18 protein-coding genes are annotated in these 18,491 nt (G+C 35.3%); 8 read left to right on the top strand and 10 right to left on the bottom strand.

What is annotated here, in order from left to right:
• Positions 1–53 precede the first annotated feature (53 nt).
• Together QMD61_00090 and QMD61_00085 are read right to left on the bottom strand one after the other, a co-directional pair.
• On the bottom strand, positions 54–776 hold the full coding sequence (locus QMD61_00090; GenBank protein ID MDI6723023.1) for a peptidylprolyl isomerase: 723 nt from the start codon (positions 774–776) through the stop codon (positions 54–56).
• Positions 767–1,867, bottom strand: a complete 1,101-nt coding sequence (locus tag QMD61_00085; GenBank protein MDI6723022.1) for a nucleotidyltransferase family protein — start codon at positions 1,865–1,867, stop codon at positions 767–769. Before QMD61_00085 ends, QMD61_00090 begins: the two co-directional genes overlap by 10 nt.
• A 137-nt stretch (positions 1,868–2,004) precedes the next feature.
• Between QMD61_00085 and QMD61_00080 the strand changes: the two genes are divergently transcribed.
• From QMD61_00080 to QMD61_00065, 4 genes are all read left to right on the top strand, one after another.
• Positions 2,005–2,538 (top strand): PsbP-related protein, encoded by a 534-nt coding sequence (locus QMD61_00080; protein MDI6723021.1) that lies wholly within the window; start codon positions 2,005–2,007, stop codon positions 2,536–2,538.
• Between the two features lie 59 nt (positions 2,539–2,597).
• Positions 2,598–4,853 (top strand): phospholipase D-like domain-containing protein, encoded by a 2,256-nt coding sequence (locus QMD61_00075; GenBank protein MDI6723020.1) that lies wholly within the window; start codon positions 2,598–2,600, stop codon positions 4,851–4,853.
• A gap of 97 nt (positions 4,854–4,950) precedes the next feature.
• Complete coding sequence (locus tag QMD61_00070) at positions 4,951–6,243, top strand: dihydroorotase family protein (GenBank protein MDI6723019.1); 1,293 nt, start codon at positions 4,951–4,953, stop codon at positions 6,241–6,243.
• Between the two features lie 26 nt (positions 6,244–6,269).
• Positions 6,270–6,458, top strand: a complete 189-nt coding sequence (locus tag QMD61_00065) for a CooT family nickel-binding protein (protein MDI6723018.1) — start codon at positions 6,270–6,272, stop codon at positions 6,456–6,458.
• Positions 6,459–6,881: 423 nt separating this feature from the next.
• Here the strand turns inward: QMD61_00065 and QMD61_00060 are convergent, their stop codons facing one another.
• From QMD61_00060 to QMD61_00045, 4 genes are all read right to left on the bottom strand, one after another.
• Positions 6,882–8,081, bottom strand: coding sequence for a 4Fe-4S binding protein (locus QMD61_00060; GenBank protein MDI6723017.1), 1,200 nt, complete (start codon positions 8,079–8,081; stop codon positions 6,882–6,884).
• Positions 8,082–8,151: 70 nt separating this feature from the next.
• The gene (gene mvhA, locus QMD61_00055) at positions 8,152–9,570 is read right to left on the bottom strand and encodes a F420-non-reducing hydrogenase subunit MvhA (protein ID MDI6723016.1); all 1,419 of its coding nucleotides are present in this window, start codon (positions 9,568–9,570) and stop codon (positions 8,152–8,154) included.
• A complete protein-coding gene (locus QMD61_00050) occupies positions 9,571–10,509 on the bottom strand; it encodes a F420-nonreducing hydrogenase (GenBank protein MDI6723015.1) in 939 nt (312 codons plus the stop codon). It lies immediately after the preceding gene.
• Between the two features lie 2 nt (positions 10,510–10,511).
• Positions 10,512–10,952, bottom strand: coding sequence for a hydrogenase iron-sulfur subunit (locus QMD61_00045; GenBank protein ID MDI6723014.1), 441 nt, complete (start codon positions 10,950–10,952; stop codon positions 10,512–10,514).
• A gap of 674 nt (positions 10,953–11,626) precedes the next feature.
• On the opposite strand from QMD61_00045, the gene sufC reads away from it, so the two are divergent.
• The 3 genes from sufC to fae all read left to right on the top strand — a co-directional run bounded on the left by sufC (position 11,627) and on the right by fae (position 14,222).
• Positions 11,627–12,388 (top strand): Fe-S cluster assembly ATPase SufC, encoded by a 762-nt coding sequence (sufC, locus tag QMD61_00040; GenBank protein ID MDI6723013.1) that lies wholly within the window; start codon positions 11,627–11,629, stop codon positions 12,386–12,388.
• The gene (locus QMD61_00035; GenBank protein MDI6723012.1) at positions 12,370–13,602 is read left to right on the top strand and encodes a SufD family Fe-S cluster assembly protein; all 1,233 of its coding nucleotides are present in this window, start codon (positions 12,370–12,372) and stop codon (positions 13,600–13,602) included. Before sufC ends, QMD61_00035 begins: the two co-directional genes overlap by 19 nt.
• 122 nt (positions 13,603–13,724) lie before the next feature.
• Positions 13,725–14,222, top strand: coding sequence for a formaldehyde-activating enzyme (fae, locus tag QMD61_00030; GenBank protein ID MDI6723011.1), 498 nt, complete (start codon positions 13,725–13,727; stop codon positions 14,220–14,222).
• 67 nt (positions 14,223–14,289) lie between these two features.
• Here the strand turns inward: fae and QMD61_00025 are convergent, their stop codons facing one another.
• Together QMD61_00025 and QMD61_00020 are read right to left on the bottom strand one after the other, a co-directional pair.
• Complete coding sequence (locus QMD61_00025; GenBank protein ID MDI6723010.1) at positions 14,290–14,568, bottom strand: PRC-barrel domain-containing protein; 279 nt, start codon at positions 14,566–14,568, stop codon at positions 14,290–14,292.
• Positions 14,555–15,148, bottom strand: a complete 594-nt coding sequence (locus tag QMD61_00020) for an NTP transferase domain-containing protein (protein MDI6723009.1) — start codon at positions 15,146–15,148, stop codon at positions 14,555–14,557. Before QMD61_00020 ends, QMD61_00025 begins: the two co-directional genes overlap by 14 nt.
• Positions 15,149–15,292: 144 nt before the next feature.
• On the opposite strand from QMD61_00020, the gene QMD61_00015 reads away from it, so the two are divergent.
• A complete protein-coding gene (locus tag QMD61_00015) occupies positions 15,293–16,156 on the top strand; it encodes a zinc metalloprotease HtpX (GenBank protein MDI6723008.1) in 864 nt (287 codons plus the stop codon).
• Positions 16,157–16,325: 169 nt separating this feature from the next.
• Here the strand turns inward: QMD61_00015 and QMD61_00010 are convergent, their stop codons facing one another.
• Positions 16,326–17,810 carry a methanogenesis marker 14 protein gene (locus QMD61_00010; GenBank protein MDI6723007.1) on the bottom strand — a complete coding sequence of 495 codons (1,485 nt, stop codon included), beginning with the start codon at positions 17,808–17,810 and terminating at the stop codon, positions 16,326–16,328.
• Positions 17,811–18,269: 459 nt separating this feature from the next.
• A partial coding sequence (locus QMD61_00005) for a tetrahydromethanopterin S-methyltransferase subunit H (GenBank protein ID MDI6723006.1) occupies positions 18,270–18,491 on the bottom strand: 222 nt, incomplete at its 5' end.

Below are 18,491 nucleotides of genomic sequence, written 5' to 3'. Positions count from 1 at the left end.
AGAGATATAAAGAGGATTAAAGGTTATTTAATCCTATTAAAAAAGTAAGATGTTTATTCTTCTTCGGCTTCTGTTTCTTCTTCAGCCACTTTTTTCTCGAATACATCCACGAATTCGACTCTATTTATTCCCATATTGTCCCATATATCCCTTGCAATTCTGAATTTGGCGTATGTGATTTGATTATCGAATTTGGCCATTTCATTGAGGTATATCATTACCTTTCCATCTTCTATTTTGACTTCATGGTCTTTTGGGGCGATATTAGGGTTAGGGTACTGAAGTTCTATAATTCCATAAACTTTTTCAAGGTCATCTTCAATTATTTCCTTAACTTCCACGTCATATACAAGTGTTTTTCCTGCAAGCTCATGGTTAAAGTCAACTGTTACTCTACCGCCACTTATACTTCTTATTTTACCGTTATGCCCTTCTAATGTGATGTTCATGCCTACCTGTGGCCTGACATTTTGTCTTTTGAATTCACTCATTGGTATGAGTTGTATCGCTTTTGGATCTCTTGCTCCAAATGCATCTTCAGGTTTTACTTCAATTGTCTTCTTTTCACCTGCTTCCATTCCTGTTAATCCACTGTCAAGCCCTTTAAGAACATGCCCTACACCTACTGCAATTGGAATTGGGCCGTAAGTTTTATTTTCGGTTTTAAGACCAGCTTCTTCTGCTACTTCTTCGCTGGTGGTGTCAAATATATCACCGGTTTCCTTTACTTTCCCGGTATAATCGAGTCTTATAAAATCTCCTTCTTTTATTGCCATATTTCTATCCTCCTGTGGGGTATATTATTTTTAAAATTTTTAAGTGTATCTTTATCTTTATAGTTCAACACACGAATAACGGATGGGTATTTCTCTATATATTTAGAGACTGTTTTTTTATCTATTCTTGCTTCAAGAGATGATAAAACCCTTGTTTTGTAATGCCTGCTGAAACCGCGCGAAATACATTCCCCAATATCATGAATATTTTCAAATGGCCGGCCATTTATGAGGTTTAAAACTGTTTTATCGTCTAAAAGTGCAAGTGATTTTAAATAACTTTCCGATGACTGGTTTACAAGGTCAATTATACCTTTTTCATCCCGTATATTATGAAGAGGGGCTTTATTAATATCTATTTCCCTCTTTAAAACCTCGATGGTTTGTGAGGGCAGCATTTTTTCTGCAGACTTTAAATCCTGATTCAAAACAGCTTCTCTAATTATAGTGCCGCTTACGCCTTCAATGCGTTTTACGAAGATGAATTTATCCTTGAAATCAAAATTGACCTTTGTCAGGGATCTGGAAAGTGATACAATAACATAGTTATCTTCATGAAGTTTTCCTTCCATCAAAACTTCTTTTGTATCCATATCAATGATTTTATAGGGTTTTGGAGCTACTCCTCTCCCATCCGATATTCTCTGGAGTATTTCATTAAAACCTTCCAGTGGTTTATAACCCCTAGGAATATAGTCTGCATCCAATGCTTTAAAAATCTTTGCAAGACATAAAGAATACTGTCCAGAACCCATTATACCCATCGGAGGCCCTTCTATAACTATATCTGCTCCAACAGCCACTGCAGCATGAGCCCTTGCATTGCGGGTCATGATATAGGGGAGTCCCCTTCCACTGCGTTCAAAAAGTCCGGGAACTACTGCAACAAAGATTCCTTCAGGAATTTTTTCCTTTGCTACCCTCAAACAGTGCCTGTGGCCAATGTGTAATGGAGAATATTCTGTGAAATCTGCAATTATTTCTATTTTACCTTCGCTTTCTCCGTAAACAGGATCTTTGTCCGCATCTTCAATTAGAAGTTTTCTATCCTTTGAAATGAGACTTTTCACAAATTTTTCTTTTGAAGGCATGAAAATTTTTATCTATGCCTTAAAATAAATCCTTTTCGGAGATTCTGAATATTTAATTTTAAAGAATGATTATCAATCAAAATATGGAATTAATTTAAATAAGTATGTTCAATATAATATAAAGGAGGGGTATATTTTTGAAAAAGTACATTATTATAATTCTATTTTTAACTTTTATTGTCTCAGCATCCGGATGTATAGATATAGAAGATAATAATCAAACTCAAGGAAATACAACATATTCTATAACTGATAAAGACTCCAGCACTAAGCATTATGATGATAATGAGATTTCCTTCGATTATCCAGATACATGGAATCTATCCGCTGGAAAATACAGTGTTTCATTATTTAATGGTAAAAAACAGGTTACCATTGAGAAACCAGGATTAACAGCTGCTTATCAATCAGAAAATATTTCCACAAAGAAGGTGTCTGCTACTGTTCCATTGCCTGTAGAAATTGTATCCAATGAAACAATTAACGTGGACGGAATGAATGCTCAAAAAATTGTTTATAAATCAAAAGGAGACTCAGAACCATCAAGAATAGAAATAAGTGTTGATAAAAATGGAAAATTATATAAAATTTATTGTCATGCACCTCCAGATGAATTCAATAGCGCTCAAACAGATTTTAACATGATAATTAATAGTTTAGAACTAAAATAAAGCTTTATAATTCATGATTTAATTAATTTGGCTGATCAGATGTTTTGGTGGTAAAATTCATGGAATACAGATTATCCGGACGTTTGGTAGATAATAACAAAAAACCCCTTTCTAATCTTAATGTTAATGTCTTTAATATAAATACTGGATTTTTTTCAGATAATCAAAAATTAGGACAGACAGAAACCAATGAAGATGGTAAATTTGAGATTGATTACCCTACCAAAGCCCGGTCTGATGAAGATAAAATCAGTGTTAAACTTGATATTTTAGTGGAAGATGAAGCAATAATGTCCTTATCAAAAGAAAATGTTGAAAATACATTTGATTTTGGAGATATAGAGCTAAATAAAGGAAATATCGGTATTGAAGGTAGAGTCATTGATGAAAAGGGAAATCCGGTAGAAGGAATAACCGTTATGGCTGAAGATATTGATTTTGGGAAAATTAAGTTAAATGCACTGGATCTTCTCGAATCTAAGCTTAAATCAGTGAAATCATTTATAGAAAAAGATTCACGTTTAAATGGTCCAATTAAACATATGAAAAATTTGTCTGGAGCCTTATTTTCACTACATGATGATTTACTGGGAAGTACAACCACAGATGAAAATGGATATTACCGCATTATTTATCCTCCCAGTAGATATAGAGAAATTATAGATAAAGACCCTGATATTAAGGTTGTTGTTCAGGATAAACTTGGAGTGTTTGATATTAAAGAAACCTCGGTTTATGAAGATGTGAGCGACACAATAAAATCAATAGATGAAATTGTCATTAACCGTGCCTGGATAGATGGATGGTTTGTCACATTAAAAAATAATTATCCCTCTCGAATTTCATATAATAACAGTTATGAAATACTTATAGATAATGAAGATGTGATGGAAAGGATTGTTGAAGTTTTAGAGAATGCTGAATCTTATGTTTATCTGACCCAGTATGAATTTTACCCTGATTTTGTTCCAAGGTTTTTCTCCTCAGAGAGAGGGGCAGATGAATATAAATCTGATGATGTTCTTGTATCCAAGTTGTTAGAAGCTCAAAATAGAGGGGCAGACGTTAAAATCATAATTAATGAAAATACTATTGTTCCTGATAGTTTTGATGAGATTAATACCTATTTTAGAGATACGGATGTCGAGGTTAGAAGATTCTGGGCAAAGGGACCCTATGCCATGCATGCTAAAGTCATGGTTGTTGATGGTAAAGAAGGATTTATTATTGGATCACCATTTAATCAAGCTTACTGGGATACTAAAAAGCATTTAATTGAAGAAAAGCGCCGTTTAAATAAAAATGAAGGCCCTGTCCACGATCTTTCAATATATCTAAAGGGCAATGTTATTGAACATCTGGAAGAATTTTTCGTTGAGCTCTGGAACTATCTTTCAGACCAGAATTTTAATGGAAATGGCAAAATTATAAAAGAAACCACTCCAGATGCAGATAATTATTCTTTAAATATCGTAGAACAGGTTTCAACTGAATTAAATCCATTAAAATCATATAATGAACCCATACAAATCGTGAGGTCAATTACTCCAAATACGGTTAGTAAAGAAGGAGAAATGGGTGTTCTTGAAGCTTACAGACGTGCTATAACCAATGCTCAGGATTTTATTTATCTTGAAAATCAGTATTTCACCAATAAATATATTATTAATGCTTTAAAACAGGCGCTTGAATCAAATCCTGATTTACAGTTGATAATGCTTATCAATGAGATTCCTGATGTTCCAACCTACAGGAGCTGGCAGCACTATGGTTTTCGATTAATTGGATTAGACCTTGAAAAACTCTTAATTGAACACCCGCAAATTGGAGTTTTTGCCAAATGGTCCGGCTATTTTAAAAATGGGAAAAATAAATTAAGGCACTGCTATATTCACAGCAAGCTTGCCATTGTTGATGATGTTTGGACAACATTAGGCACTTCTAATCTGGATGGATCATCTTTAAGTGCTGCAGAGGAGTTTGGAACTCCTGACAGCTCTAAAAATTACCGCAATATGGAAATGAATGCCGTGTTTTCTGATTTTGACCAGCCAGGGAGAGGGACTTTGGAAAGGTTCAAAGAAGTGATCTGGGGTGAGCATCTTGGGATGGATCTAACAGGTTATTCACGGCCTGAAGACGGCTGGTTAGATCTATGGAAAGATGTTGCCTATGAGAATATCAGGAAATTAGAAAAGGAGGAAATTGCCCTTTATGGAGGTATATTGCCTTACAGTCCGGAAAGAAATGCAAAAGAACAAATTAAAGATTTAGTAGAGAGGTATCGAAGGATAAAAGGAAGATTTAATCTATAAAACTTATAGATTGATCCTAGTTCAGATCAAAAAATCTAATAGACATTAAATAAAATATTAAATAAATAATTCTATCTTATTCTTAAAAGGTGTTATATTGATTGATTTATGTTTAACTAACTGTAAACTCGTCCCTGAAAATAAGGAGTGTTCAATAGGAATTAAAGAGGGTAAAATAGTCTCTATAACTAAAATTCCCCCAGAAAGTGAAAAAGTAATTGACATTAAAGGAAAGCCTGTCTTACCCGGTTTGATTGACTCTCATGTGCACTTCAGGGATCCGGGACTTATACATAAAGAGGATTTTAGAAGCGGTAGCGAAGCGGCCGCGGCAGGAGGCTTCACTACAGTAATGGATATGCCTAACACAAAACCTCCAACAAATACCAGTAAAGCTTTTCTTGAGAAACTGGATATAGCCAGAAAAAAGAGTATTGTTGATTTTGGCTTGCATGCAGGGGTTGGTAATTTAGAAGAGATAAAAAAAATTGCTGAACTTAAGCCTGCATCTTTTAAGATTTTCATGGATCTGGTTGATAACAGCTTTTTAATGGAAGTTTTTGAGGAAATTTCAAAATTACCCCAAAAGAATGTCATTTCCATCCATGCTGAGGATGAAAATCTCACTAATTACTGTACTGAAATGGAAAAAAATGGAATGTATGAAAATCCTAAGATATACGCTAAGGCGCGTCCCCCAGTTTCAGAGATTGTTGCAGTGTCTACGGCCATTGCATTTTCCAGATTTTATGGCCAGAAAATCCATATATGTCATGTAAGTACAAAAAAATCCCTTGAAATATTGAATATGGCTAAAAATGATGGAAATAAAGTCACATCAGAGATAACACCACACCATTTGCTTCTAGATGACTCTTACTTTGATAAGTATGCCAATATTGTAAAAACTAACCCCCCTCTCAGGGATATTGATAATAAATTAGATATTTCCTACCTTAAAAATATTGATATTATTGGAACTGACCACGCACCCCACACAGTAAAGGAAAAGGAAAAAAATGTTTGGGAAGCCCCTCCAGGAATTCCCAATCTTGAAACAACTCTCCCCTTGCTTTTAACCAAAGTAAATGAAAATAAAATAGGTTTTAAAGACATAAAACGACTTTTATGTGAAAATCCTGCCAAAATATTTAATCTTGAAAACAAGGGAAAAATTGCTGAGGGAATGGATGCAGATTTTGTGGTCGTAGATATGAAAAAGGAATATATAATTAATCCCAATGATTTTAAGACTAAGGCCAAATATTCTCCATTTGAAGGTTTTAATGTTAAGGGAATGCCAGTTATGACGATTGTAAGGGGAAATATTGTTATGAAAGATGGAGAAGTATTTGAAAATAAAGGTAAATTTGTTTATGGAGAAACCTGAATATTATTAAAAGTAGAGGTGATAAAATGTGTGAATCAACAGTTTACTCAACAGATGGTGACATGATTATGGAAGATGTTTTATCCATTAAGATTGATGGTGAAAATATAGAGCTCATAGACATACTGGGTTCTAAAAAAGAGCTGAAAGGTAGGGTAGTTGAAATTGACCTGGATAAACATGGGATTTATATTAAAAAAACCAGTAAAATCTAATTTTAGATATAAATCTGGTTAATTTTTTAATTTAGAATAGATATGTGGGCAAAATCACATTTTTAATACTTATTTAATATTTGTAATATAAATTTTTCACAAATAAATTGAATTTAATATCTGAAAAATAAAGAACAGTATTATTTAGACCTATATTTCAAGTGTATTTCTTTAATTAAAATCACCTACTAAAAAAGACCAATATCAACCATTATTACAATATTAAAGTGTTAAAAGCCTTATTTTAGATATGAAAATTCAGATATTAAATTATTTTAGGAAATAGATTATTAATTAGTTTAAAATGTTTAAATTTAAAAATAAATACCCTCAAACACAGTTTACTGTGTTTGGGGCGCCGAAAATTCTGAGGGAATTTTCGAGCGTTTGGTGGAAAATCCACCTTAAAAATTAAAAATTAATTTATTTTAGAGATAATGCATCGTTTGGACAGAACTCAATACACTTGTCGCAGAGTACACAGTATCCTTTGATTGGTACTTTTGCACCTTCTTCAAGTGTCAGCATATCATATGGACATACTTCAATACAGTCTCCACATTCATCACATAGTGCTGGGCTGAATTCTATTCTGTCTCTTTTTACGATTTCGCCGTTGATTTCTTTGTCGATCTCTGTTACTTTTAGTGCGCCTGTAGGACAGATTGAAGCACATGCTCCGCATCTTGTACACATAGCGTAGGATTCACCAGGTACAACTTTTATAGCTTCAGTAGGACATACTTCTGCACATCCCCCATCCAGTACACAGACTTCTTCATTCCTGACAAGTCCAACTTCAGCTGCTGGTGTTGCAGGTCCAAGTTCGACTTCAAGGTTTATGGCCTCAACAGGACACATTTTTGCACAAAGTCCGCATGCTGTACAGACATCTGGAAGTTCCACTGAAAGATCTGCTGCCTTGGACTTAATAAAGTCTCCAGGACATGCTTCGACACAAACATTACATCCAATACATGCATCTTCATCCAGATCGAATGCAATGATGTCTTTTGCTCTTTTAACTGGTTCTTTACCAGATATGTATACTGCGTTCCATGGGCATGTTTGTGAACATACTCCGCACTTTATACATGCTTCTTCATCGATTTCTATTGGTTCACCTATTTCAGAAAGTGTAATAGCATCTACCGGACATTCTTCTACACACATTCCACAACCAACACAGTCTATAATGGCTATAGGGCCTGTAATGTCCTTTTCAATAGTTTTAGGCTCCTTAACACCCTCTACACCTATAACGTCTACTGGACATACATCTACACATTTCTGGCACATTACACAAAATCCTTGTAGTGGCATTGCTTGAACTTTTCCTTCTTCCAGTTTTAAGACGTTTGGAGGACAAACTTCAACACATTCACCACACTCATCACATAATGAAGGATTGAATACTATGCGAGTTTGTGTAGTACCTGATTCGTCCAATGTCATTTCTTCTGCTTTTAATGCACCAGTTGGACAAGTTGTCACACATTTTGGTTCACCAGCACATAAATCACAGTAAATAACATCTTCAGGTGATACTGCAATTGCTGCTGTCGGACATGTGCCTTCGCAAGCTCCGCATCTAATGCAGCCTTCTTTATTAACTACTATCATTTTTTCTTCACCTTAATGTCTTTGTTAAATTACTGAATGTCTTTGTTAAGTACTATTATCTTTTCCACATTTAAACTTTGTTTATTAGATTTCCTTGGCTATCGTATACCTCGAGAGTTGCAAGTTTCATTTGACTGTCAATGGTATGGGTTGCACATGATAAGCATGGATCGTATGCTCTTATTACCATCTCCATTAGGTTGAAAATACTGTCGTCTACTTCTACACCAGGTTTTATGTAGTCTTTAGCAACTTTTTGAATACCCATTTCCATGGATGGGTTGTTCTGGATTGTTGCAACAACTATGTTCGCTTTAGTGACAAGTCCGTTCTCATCTGTAGCATAATGGTGGGTTAATGTTCCTCTCGGTGCTTCAACAATTCCTACACCTTCACCAGCTACTTTTTCAAGAGAATCTTGCCATTTCTGACCAGATAAATCCTGTTCTAAAGCATCTGCAGCCATTTCAGCACATGCTACAAGTTCTATGAGTCTTGCCCAGTGGAAGAGTAGTGGTTCCTGTGCGTATCCAAATGTGTTTCTGAATTCTTTGAGATAATCTTGCGCTTTTGGTGCAGCATCTGGCATTTTGTCAACTACGTTTAACCTTGAGAGAGGTGCAACTCTGTAAACACCTTCTGGATATCCTATGTCCTTTATGTATGGGAATTTCAAGTAGGAGTATGGTTTTGTTTTTTCTGCAATGTAATCAACGTAATTTTCTGGTGCAAATTCCACATAAGGGTTACCTTCAGGGTCTTTCATCCTTACGTCACCGTGGTAAACATCCCATACACCGTCGTTAACAAGACCAGTGTGGTATGTTTTAACGTAACCAAGTTCCTTTACAAGATCTAAGTTTTCTTCAAAGATTGGTATTGCAGTTTGAATTGTGGCATCTGCAAGTTCAATGTTTCTTTGAGCTTTTGCAAGCAGATCTTTTTGGGTTTCGTCATCAAGTTCTGTGGATATTCCACCAGGTAAGTTTGATGTTGGGTGAATTGGCCTTCCACCAGTTGCTGTTACAATAGCAAGTGCATTTTTCCTGAGTTCTATAGCCTGTAATGCTAATTCAGGTGCATCTTTAATAATCTGGAAGACGTTTCTTGTTTTTCTGTCTTTACCTGCTATAAAATCAGGTGCAGCCAGGAAGTAGAAGTGGAGTGCATGTGAGTGCATATATGAACCCCAGTTCATAATTTCCCTCATTTTATATGCTGCTGGAAGAACATCTTCTTGAGTAAATCCAAAGACACCGTCAACAGCTTTTGTAGCTGCAAGGTGGTGCTGTACATCACAAATACCACAGATCCTTGGTACTATTCTCGGTACATCTTCAATCTGTCTTCCCTGTAAGAATTTTTCAAACCCACGGAATTCCATAACGTGGAGCTTGGTTTCCTGGACATTTCCTGCATCATCGAGCTGTACGGTAATTTTAGCGTGACCTTCAATTCTTGTTACAGGTTCAAGTGTTAATTTAACCATTTATTTTCCCTCCTTTGTCCTTAATTTCATAGGTACTAATGAAGCCGGGAGTGTAAATGTATAGAAAGTACCGACTACATCATCCAGTTGTTCAGCAACTGTTTCCGGATCAACAGTTTTATCCTGTTCAACTCCAAAGTCAGATCCTATTGCACTTATCATTTTTGCGCCCTGATCCATTACTTTTGAAGTTGGTCCGTAACATCCTCTACAAGGTACAGCTATGCTTGGACATTCTGCTCCACAGAGTGAAATTGTTGCAGGACCCATACATACCAGTCCCTGGGTTACTAAACATATATCTTCTTCTGGTTTTCCTAATTCAAATTGTCTTTTTATTTCGTCCATAGCCATTCCTTCTGGTGGCTTTTCTCTTGGACAAACTTCACAAAGGTTTGTTGTTGGTAATTCAATTGGTTTCCCTGTAAGTAAAGCTAAAATCGCTTCTGCTACAACATCTGATCTTGGTGGGCATCCTGGTATGTTTAAATCTACATCAATAACTTCTCCAAGAGGTCTTACCCTACTTTCAAAAGTTGGTACTTCTTCGCATGGAACTATACCTTCAGGGTTTACATTACTTGGGCAGTTTATATATGCTTCATTTAAAAGTTCTTCGTTGGTGCATAAGTTTCCGAGTCCAGGGATACCGCCGTATACTGCGCATGTACCGTACGCTATGACTAAACCAGCTTTTTCTCTGATTTTTTCAGCCATCTCGTGGTTTTCGTCGTTTCTGATTCCACCTTCGACGATAGCAACGTCTACTTCTGGAATTTCGTCATATTTTACATCCATTAAAACAGGGCTGTGTTCAAAATCTGCAAGTTCCATTACGTCGATAATCGCTTCGTGTATATCTGCAATGGATAGGTGACATCCTGAACATCCTGAGAGCCATGTTGTTAATATTTTGGCTTTTTTGCCTTCTTCTGCCATTTTTATGCCTCCGCTTCTTCGACTTCTGCTAACTGTGCTTTGAGTGGTGATGGTCCAAGATTTTTAACACGGTCTACCATCATTTTAACTGTTTCTGCGAATTTTTCTCCTTCTGATGCGGAGATCCAGTCGTGGTATACTCTTTCTTTTCCTATTCCAAGATCCTCTACAAGTTTGTAGATTAGTCTCATTCTTCTATCTAATTTGTAGTTTCCTGCATCGTAATGGCAGTCCCCGTGGTGGCATCCGGCTACAATAACGCCGTCAGCTCCTTCTTTAAATGCTTTTAGAACAAATTGTGGTTCTATACGTCCTGAACACATTACTCGTATTACACGTATGTTCGGAGGATATTGCATTCTAGCAGTACCTGCTGTGTCTGCTCCACCGTAGGAACACCAGTTACAACAAAACATAACGATTTTAATATCATCCTCAGCCATAGAGTTTCCTCCTTATGTTTCCTATGTACTCATATTAATATGTACAATATTGTGTACTATGTACACATACTATGTTTAAAGACGATTAATATAAAGGTTATTTATAAATCTAATTCGAAAAGTTTATATATAATAAACCGATTTTTGTAACTTCAAATACCAGATTTCCATGATTTAATTTTAAATTAAAAACTTTTAAATACTTTAAATAGCATATAATACTTATATATGGTTATAATTTTCCAAATAACTCCATTTACTAAATTAATTTTTTATAATAAAATAATAAGATAATGTGTGTAAATTATCTTTAATCTCAACATTTTAACAATTGTTAAATATGGGGAGCATTATAAATAAAATAATAAATAAAAACATGATTTCAAGAAAAAAAGAAAATTAAAGTCCTCAAACCCTTGTGTTTGGGATTTTTGCAAACATCGTTTGCAACCGTAAAAAACCAAAGGTTTTTTACATGCCGAAAATCCATAATTTCCGAAAATCCCTCAACAATTCGTAGAATTTTGGGGTCGAAAAAATCTTAAAAAATCGTAGATTTTTTATGCACAGAAAAATGCTCTACATTTTTCTCTAGCTTTGATTTTTTCAAGCTCGGATTTTTGAGAACTTTAAGGGAATTTTCGAGCACAATATTAAAAATGGTGGTGGTAAAACTGCTACTTGAAATAACTGATCTGGCTGTTGAAGTCAGTGGAAGAGAAGTTTTAAGCGATATAGATTTATATATAGGTAAAGGAGAGACTCATGTCCTTTTAGGGCCAAATGGATCCGGTAAAAGCACTCTTTTTAATGCAATACTTGGATTTCCTAAGTACAAAGTAACAAGAGGAGAAATTATATTTAAAGGAGAAGATATAACAGATTATACCACTACAGAACGTGTGAAAGCTGGTATAGGTGTTAGTTTTCAAAATCCCCCCGCAATTCGTGGGGTAAAATTAAAGAGTATTCTCCAAATGGAAAGCATGGGAGGAGTTACTGAAGATGAAGAATTAAGTCCTGAACTGATGAAACTGGCTGAAAAATTAAAAATGAACGAAAGCTTTTTAGAAAGGGATGTAAATCTTGGTTTCTCAGGTGGAGAGGTAAAACGTTCGGAAATTTTACAACTTCTTGCACAGAAGCCTGACTTTATAATGTTTGATGAGCCCGATTCTGGTGTGGATATCGAAAATGTGGAGTTACTGGCCGAAGAAATCAATGTATTGCTGGATAAAGATAAGAAACCAGGTATGAGAGAAAAATCAGGACTTCTCATCACACATTTAGGTTATATTCTAAATTTTGTTAGTGCAGATACAGCAAATGTACTCATGGACGGTAAAATAGCCTGTTCAGGTAGTCCCGCAGAAATATTAGAAGATATACGAAAAGAAGGATTTAAAGGATGTGTTGAATGTTGCAGAGTACATTAGAAAGGGCTAAAAAAGCCGCGGAAAAAAAGGCCATTTATGGGGAAGACATCGACCTGGAAAAATTCATTAAAGAAGAAGCTGGTGAACATGAAAGAGTAGATAAAGCCCATGAAGTTCCTAAAAAAGTTCAAGATACTCTACTTAAAGTAGGGGTTGACCCAACTGAAAAAGAAAGATCAGGTACATTTATTCAGGTAGATCAGAGCGGAGTCGTAAGTACAAGCTTTTCTAAAGATGTTGAGATAATGGGAATGAACGTGGCACTTGACAAGTATTCCTGGATTAAAGATTATATGTGGAAAGCCGTAGCGCCAGATACAGACAAATATACTGCACAAACTGCAATCAGAGAATCTGAAGAAGGTAGTAGCGGTTACTTTATTAGATCTTTACCTGGTTCAAAAGAAGTATTTCCTTTACAGGCATGTATGTTTATAGGTGATGAAAAGGTAATGCAAACTGCACATAATATCATAATTGCAGAAGAAAATTCAGAATTACACATTATTACAGGTTGTGCGACTGGTGAAGATGTAAGTTCAGCGCTTCACGTAGGGGTTTCTGAATTTTACCTTAAACCAGGATCTAAAATTACATTTACAATGGTTCATAACTGGGCAGAACAGGTAGATGTTCGTCCAAGAACCGGTGTAATGGTAGGGGACGAATCAACCTATATCAGCAATTATATACTTACAAGTCCCGTTAGAAGCATTCAATCATATCCTACAGCATACTGTTCAGGTAAAAACTCGAAAGTGTTGTTCCAATCCATTCTTGGCGGTCAAAAAGACTCCATTTTAGATATGGGATCCAGAGTTTTATTAGAAGGAGAAGGATCAAGCAGTGAAATGATTTCAAGGGCAGTTTCCAAGGATCAATCTCAGATTTACTCCCGTGGACACCTCGCAGGCAGGACACAACATGTTAAAGGACATTTAGAATGCCATGGATTGGTCTTATCAGACGATTCAATGATTTACGCTGTTCCGGAGCTTGAAGGTAGCGCTACTGAACTTGAAATGTCTCACGAGGCCGCTGTTGGTAAAATAGCTGAAGAAGAAGTTTTATATTTGATGTCAAGAGGACTTACAGAAGAAGAAGCGGCTTCTATGATTGTAAGAGGTTTCTTGAGCATGGATATTACTGGATTGCCTCCTGAGCTTGCTGAAGAAACCAAAAGAATGCTTGATATGAGTTTAAAAGGCATGTAATCATTGGATAGGACCTATTCAATGTTTTTATTTCTTTTTTTATTTATTAGTTATTTAGTTAATACATTATCTCCCTAAACTATTAACTATTTTAAGTACATAATAAATGAGGTATTATTATTATGTATTTAAACAGTGAAGCACGTGTCGGAGAAGGAGATGAATCTGCACATATAGATTTAATAATAGGAGATAAAGAAGGCCCTGTTGGACAATCATTTGCAAATGCCATTGCAATTCAAATGGAAAAACATACTCCACTTTATGCAATCATTGCCCTTAATCTTGTGGCCAAGCCAATAACAATTATTGCACCAAAAGTTACAATAAACAGAATGGTTGATGCTGTGAAGATTTTTGGACCTGCACAAAAGGCTGTAGCAATGGCTGTAATCGACTCTGTCTATGGAGAGATCATTCCAGAAGAAAAAGTTGAAGAACTGTGCATTATTTGCAGCGTTTTTGTACATCCTGATGCTAAAGATAAAGATAAAATTTATAAATATAATTACGAAGCCACTAAATTAGCAATAAAAAGAGCATTCACAAAAGAACCTTCAATAGATGAATTTATAAGTGAAAAAGACGTATTCAAGCATCCGTTCTATTACGGGCCTTAATTCTTAAAATTTATTCAGTTAAAATAAGATACTAAGAAGATAATGTTTGAATTATAATGTATTCAGTTTATGATTCTGAAATTATTATAAATTCACCGACTTTTTCAACTTTTCCAAATGGGACTAAAAGATGATCTCCTTTTTTCTTTGCGCCTTTAACGTTTATATTTCTACCTTTTTCAACTTTAATGACAACGTCGGTGATTTTACCTGTTTTGCCATTTATTATAAGTTCTTCTAACTCTCCTAATATTCTTGCATTGTTTGTTGCAACCTGATATCCTTTAATTTCGCTCCAGACCTTCTCTTCCCCTTTAATAAGTTTTCTCTCTTCAGTCATCACCATCACCCATTAGCTTCTTTAAAAGATTTATATCTTTACACGTATTAATGTTTACGGCAAGTTCTATTTTTTCTAATATTAAAACTTCCTCATTTTGTGTCTTGTTAGTACCCCTTAATATATTTAATCCCGAAGGCACAAGATCATTAAATACTGAAGTGGGTTTTAGATCATGTTTTTTAAAAAAATCCAGTGGAATTAAAACACTCATTGCTGGTTCTGGAGATTTTTCGTACTGATTAATAACATAATCAATAATATCTCCGGTTATAAGAGGCATATCTGCCGTAATTGTGAGTATAATGTCATTCAACTTGAAATTTGATAGTACAAATCCAAGATCATGTACATAATCTTTACCCTGAGTTAATATTGTCTTCATATTATTTTTTTTTAGAAATTCGTCTGTTTTTGGCGTGTTTTTACTGGTGGCTATGATTATATCATCCACTTTTTTTGAATTATGAAGTGCTTCTATAACATACTGAATCATTGGTCTGTTATTTATTTTTATAAGGGGTTTTTCGCCTTTATAATTCATTCTACTGCCCTTTCCACCTGCCATTACCAAAGCTGTGACCATTTTGAAGACTTCCTTAAATTTAAAGATAAATATATTGGCACAAAGTTTATATATATTGATCCTCTAATATTCTTTGCTAAAATAAAATTTATAGCAAAAAATTAAAGAAAAATAATACAAATATAAAACAGTGGTGATAACCAAATGTTTGAAAACCTTAAAACATTACTCTTATTTACCATATTAACACTCCTATTAATGGGCGTATTTGGTTTAATAGGATCCTTCTTTAAAATAGGCTTTTTAGGAGGAATATTAATTGGTTTTGTACTGTCAATTGCTATGAATTTTGGTTCATATTTCTATTCTGATAAAATTGTGCTTAGAATGTATGGAGCAAAAGAAGTTTCAGAAGCAGAGGCACCAGAACTTCATTCAATTGTATCTGAACTGGCACAAAATGCAGGTATAAATAAACCCAAAGTTGCAATAATTCAAAGCTCAACTCCAAATGCCTTTGCAACTGGTAGAAGCCCTAAAAAAGCCGTAGTGGCCGTAACTACAGGCATACTCAGTTTATTAAATAGAGATGAGCTTGAAGGAGTTATAGCTCATGAACTAGGACATGTTAAAAATAGGGATATCCTGTTAAGTGCAATAGCTGCCACCATTGCAGGAGCGATATTTATAATTGCTCATTATGCAAGATTTTTTGCAATATTTGGCGGTGGTGGAGATGATGACGGCGGATTAATTGGATTAATTGCAATGTCAATACTTGCACCAATAGCCGCTATGATGGTTCAGCTTGCAATAAGCAGATCAAGAGAGTATAAAGCTGATGAAAGCGGTGCAAGCATTTCTGGAAAACCATGGGCACTTGCAGATGCACTTAGAAAGCTCCAAATGGGTGTTAATGCAAGACCGATGGATGCTAATCCCGCTACAGCTCACATGTTCATAGTAAATCCATTTGGTGGAAAAGGAAAAACATTATTAAACTTATTTTCAACACACCCCCCAATGGATGAGAGAATTAGAAGATTAGAAGAATTAAGAACTTTCTAATTTTTCTTTTAACCTATAAATTTCAAAAAATTCGACCAATATATCCTGAAATAATAAGAGCTAAAATGACCAATCTTGCCCTAATTTCATTGAATTTAATCAACGAAGATAAAACGTAGATATAAATTAATAGAAGTAGTTAAAATAGAGTTAAAAAGAATAAATAAGATTAAAGCATTCCCTTTTGTTTCTGCAATCTTCTTCTCTGCCCTAATATACATGGACCGCCCTGCCTACCGCCAATTGGAATATGGGGCGTTCCAATAGAATTCATGCAACGAGCCATTACAGCCGCGCCCATTGCAAGGGCATCCGATACAAATAATGTGTCTTTAAAGCGATCCTTTGAATATTTCACGATAAGCTCAGGTTTTCTTCCAGTTATTCCTGCCCTACCAGTTATACCCAATGCAGAACCTTCCTCAATAACTCCTTCAGCAAATGCTTCATCAAGAAGTCGTTTTACAATCATTGCACTTACATGATCAAGTGTGGCAAATAAAGTGTGAATATCGCTTTCAGTGTAAATTTCATGACCCAGTTCTGTTAATTTAGGGATTTTATCTCCATTTTTACCAACATCACATCCAATAAGTGTTGTTCCTGCACTGTATGCAGCTTCGGGGTCTACAGGCACTGTTCCAAATCTTTTTCTGTTTTCTGGAACTTTTCCTATGTCTAAATATTCATGGGCACGCATTGCATATTCTTCCGCTTTCTTCCAGTCTGCTTTCTTTAAAATGTCCCTGGAATACAGATCTAAAGCTGCTCCTCCCCGTTTATCCACTTTTTCAGTACCTCGTATTATTGCATCTGATACTCCCCCTGCAAGTCCACAGAAATTCCCTATTGTTCTTGCATAGGGTTCCTGACCGTTTGTAATTCTTCCGGCAAGGGTTGTACCGAAGTCTATTGAAACACATGGATTTCTGTAATCAACATCAGTCCATTTGGCACCTACTTTTATACCGGCAGTTACAAGTTCCCCTTCCATTTCATTTGCAACTACTGCCCTTCCAGTTGGGGGAATTACACTAACAACTGCTCCATCAAACATAACCTTATCAATAAGGGTGAAATCCCTTAATCTTTTAGGAAAACTATCCATTGACATTGCAGGTGACATCTTCCTTGGTGGGATCCCTGCATCAAGGCATCCGTCAGCAAGAGCTATTATAAGCTGGCCTACTTCTTCAGGAGATCCAAATCCTGCAGTAACTCCTGTAGAACGCACAACAAAATCAAGATCTTTTTCTATATCTATTTTTGAACGTCTTACTGATTCTAAAATGGTGTCTCTAACCATTTCAGAAACTGATTCTTTTGTAAGTTCTACTTCCCATACAGTTTCACCAAAGACTTTTTCCCCTTTCTTTGGTGGTCTGATATCCCTGGTCATTTTAACCGTTTTATCCAGAAGATATGTTCTGCTGGTGTTCAAATTTGTAGCTGTTAAAATACATTTTGTGGTTGTATTTCCAAGTTCAACTGAAGCAACAATGTAATAAACATCGGGCCGCAGGTTTGTACCGTAACCCTGCCCTGCAGTTTTCTTTGTAAATGATGACATTTTTGCATCTTCAATTGTAATATACCTACTTTTTGCAATGACGGGTTTTGGTCCTCTATTCAATATTTTCCCTAACAATGACAATGAATTCCCTCCAAAATCCTCAAAAATTCTTAAAGAATTTTTGGGAGCCTACAAAATTTACAATTTTGTGGCGGAGAAAACTTTGTTTTCTCCAGTTAGAAAAATACTGTCAAAATTAAAATTTTGACGCAGCAAAAATTAGAAAAATTTTTGCATGCTTCGTATTTTTCTCAAACTATGTTTTTGGAGTTATCAAATGCGAAGCATTAGAGACATCGGAAGCAAAGCTTGCAAAAATTTCATTTTTGCATGTCAAAATCGTTGATTTTGACAGATCACGAATGTCCCAAAATTCATTCTGAATTTTGATAACCTCCAGAATTAAAAATCTATAAATTAATTTCTTTAAACGTGATATAAATCTTGTGAAATTATTTTTAAAAAGGGATTTAAAACAAAAATAAATTTTACTAATTATTAAAAAAATAAAAAAAATATTAGGCGAATAAACGCCTATATTTAGAGTAATTTTACTATTGGGTGTTCATCGATGTGTTCTGTTCCTATATCTCTGGCTGCTTCAGCCATAAATATATCTGCCATAGCACATGCAGGGAACGCCATTTTAGCGTTTTCAATAGGACCAATGAGCACGAAGTCACCACCAACAGATTGCTGGATCAGATTGGAACCAACGTCACAAACTGGCCATGCTTCTGGGTGGTCTTTTTTGTATCCTCT

Source organism: Methanobacterium sp., assembly GCA_030017655.1.
Lineage (GTDB): Archaea > Methanobacteriota > Methanobacteria > Methanobacteriales > Methanobacteriaceae > Methanobacterium_D.
Note: the sequence above shows the minus strand (reverse complement) of the source record. Positions and strands in the feature narration are given on the sequence as shown.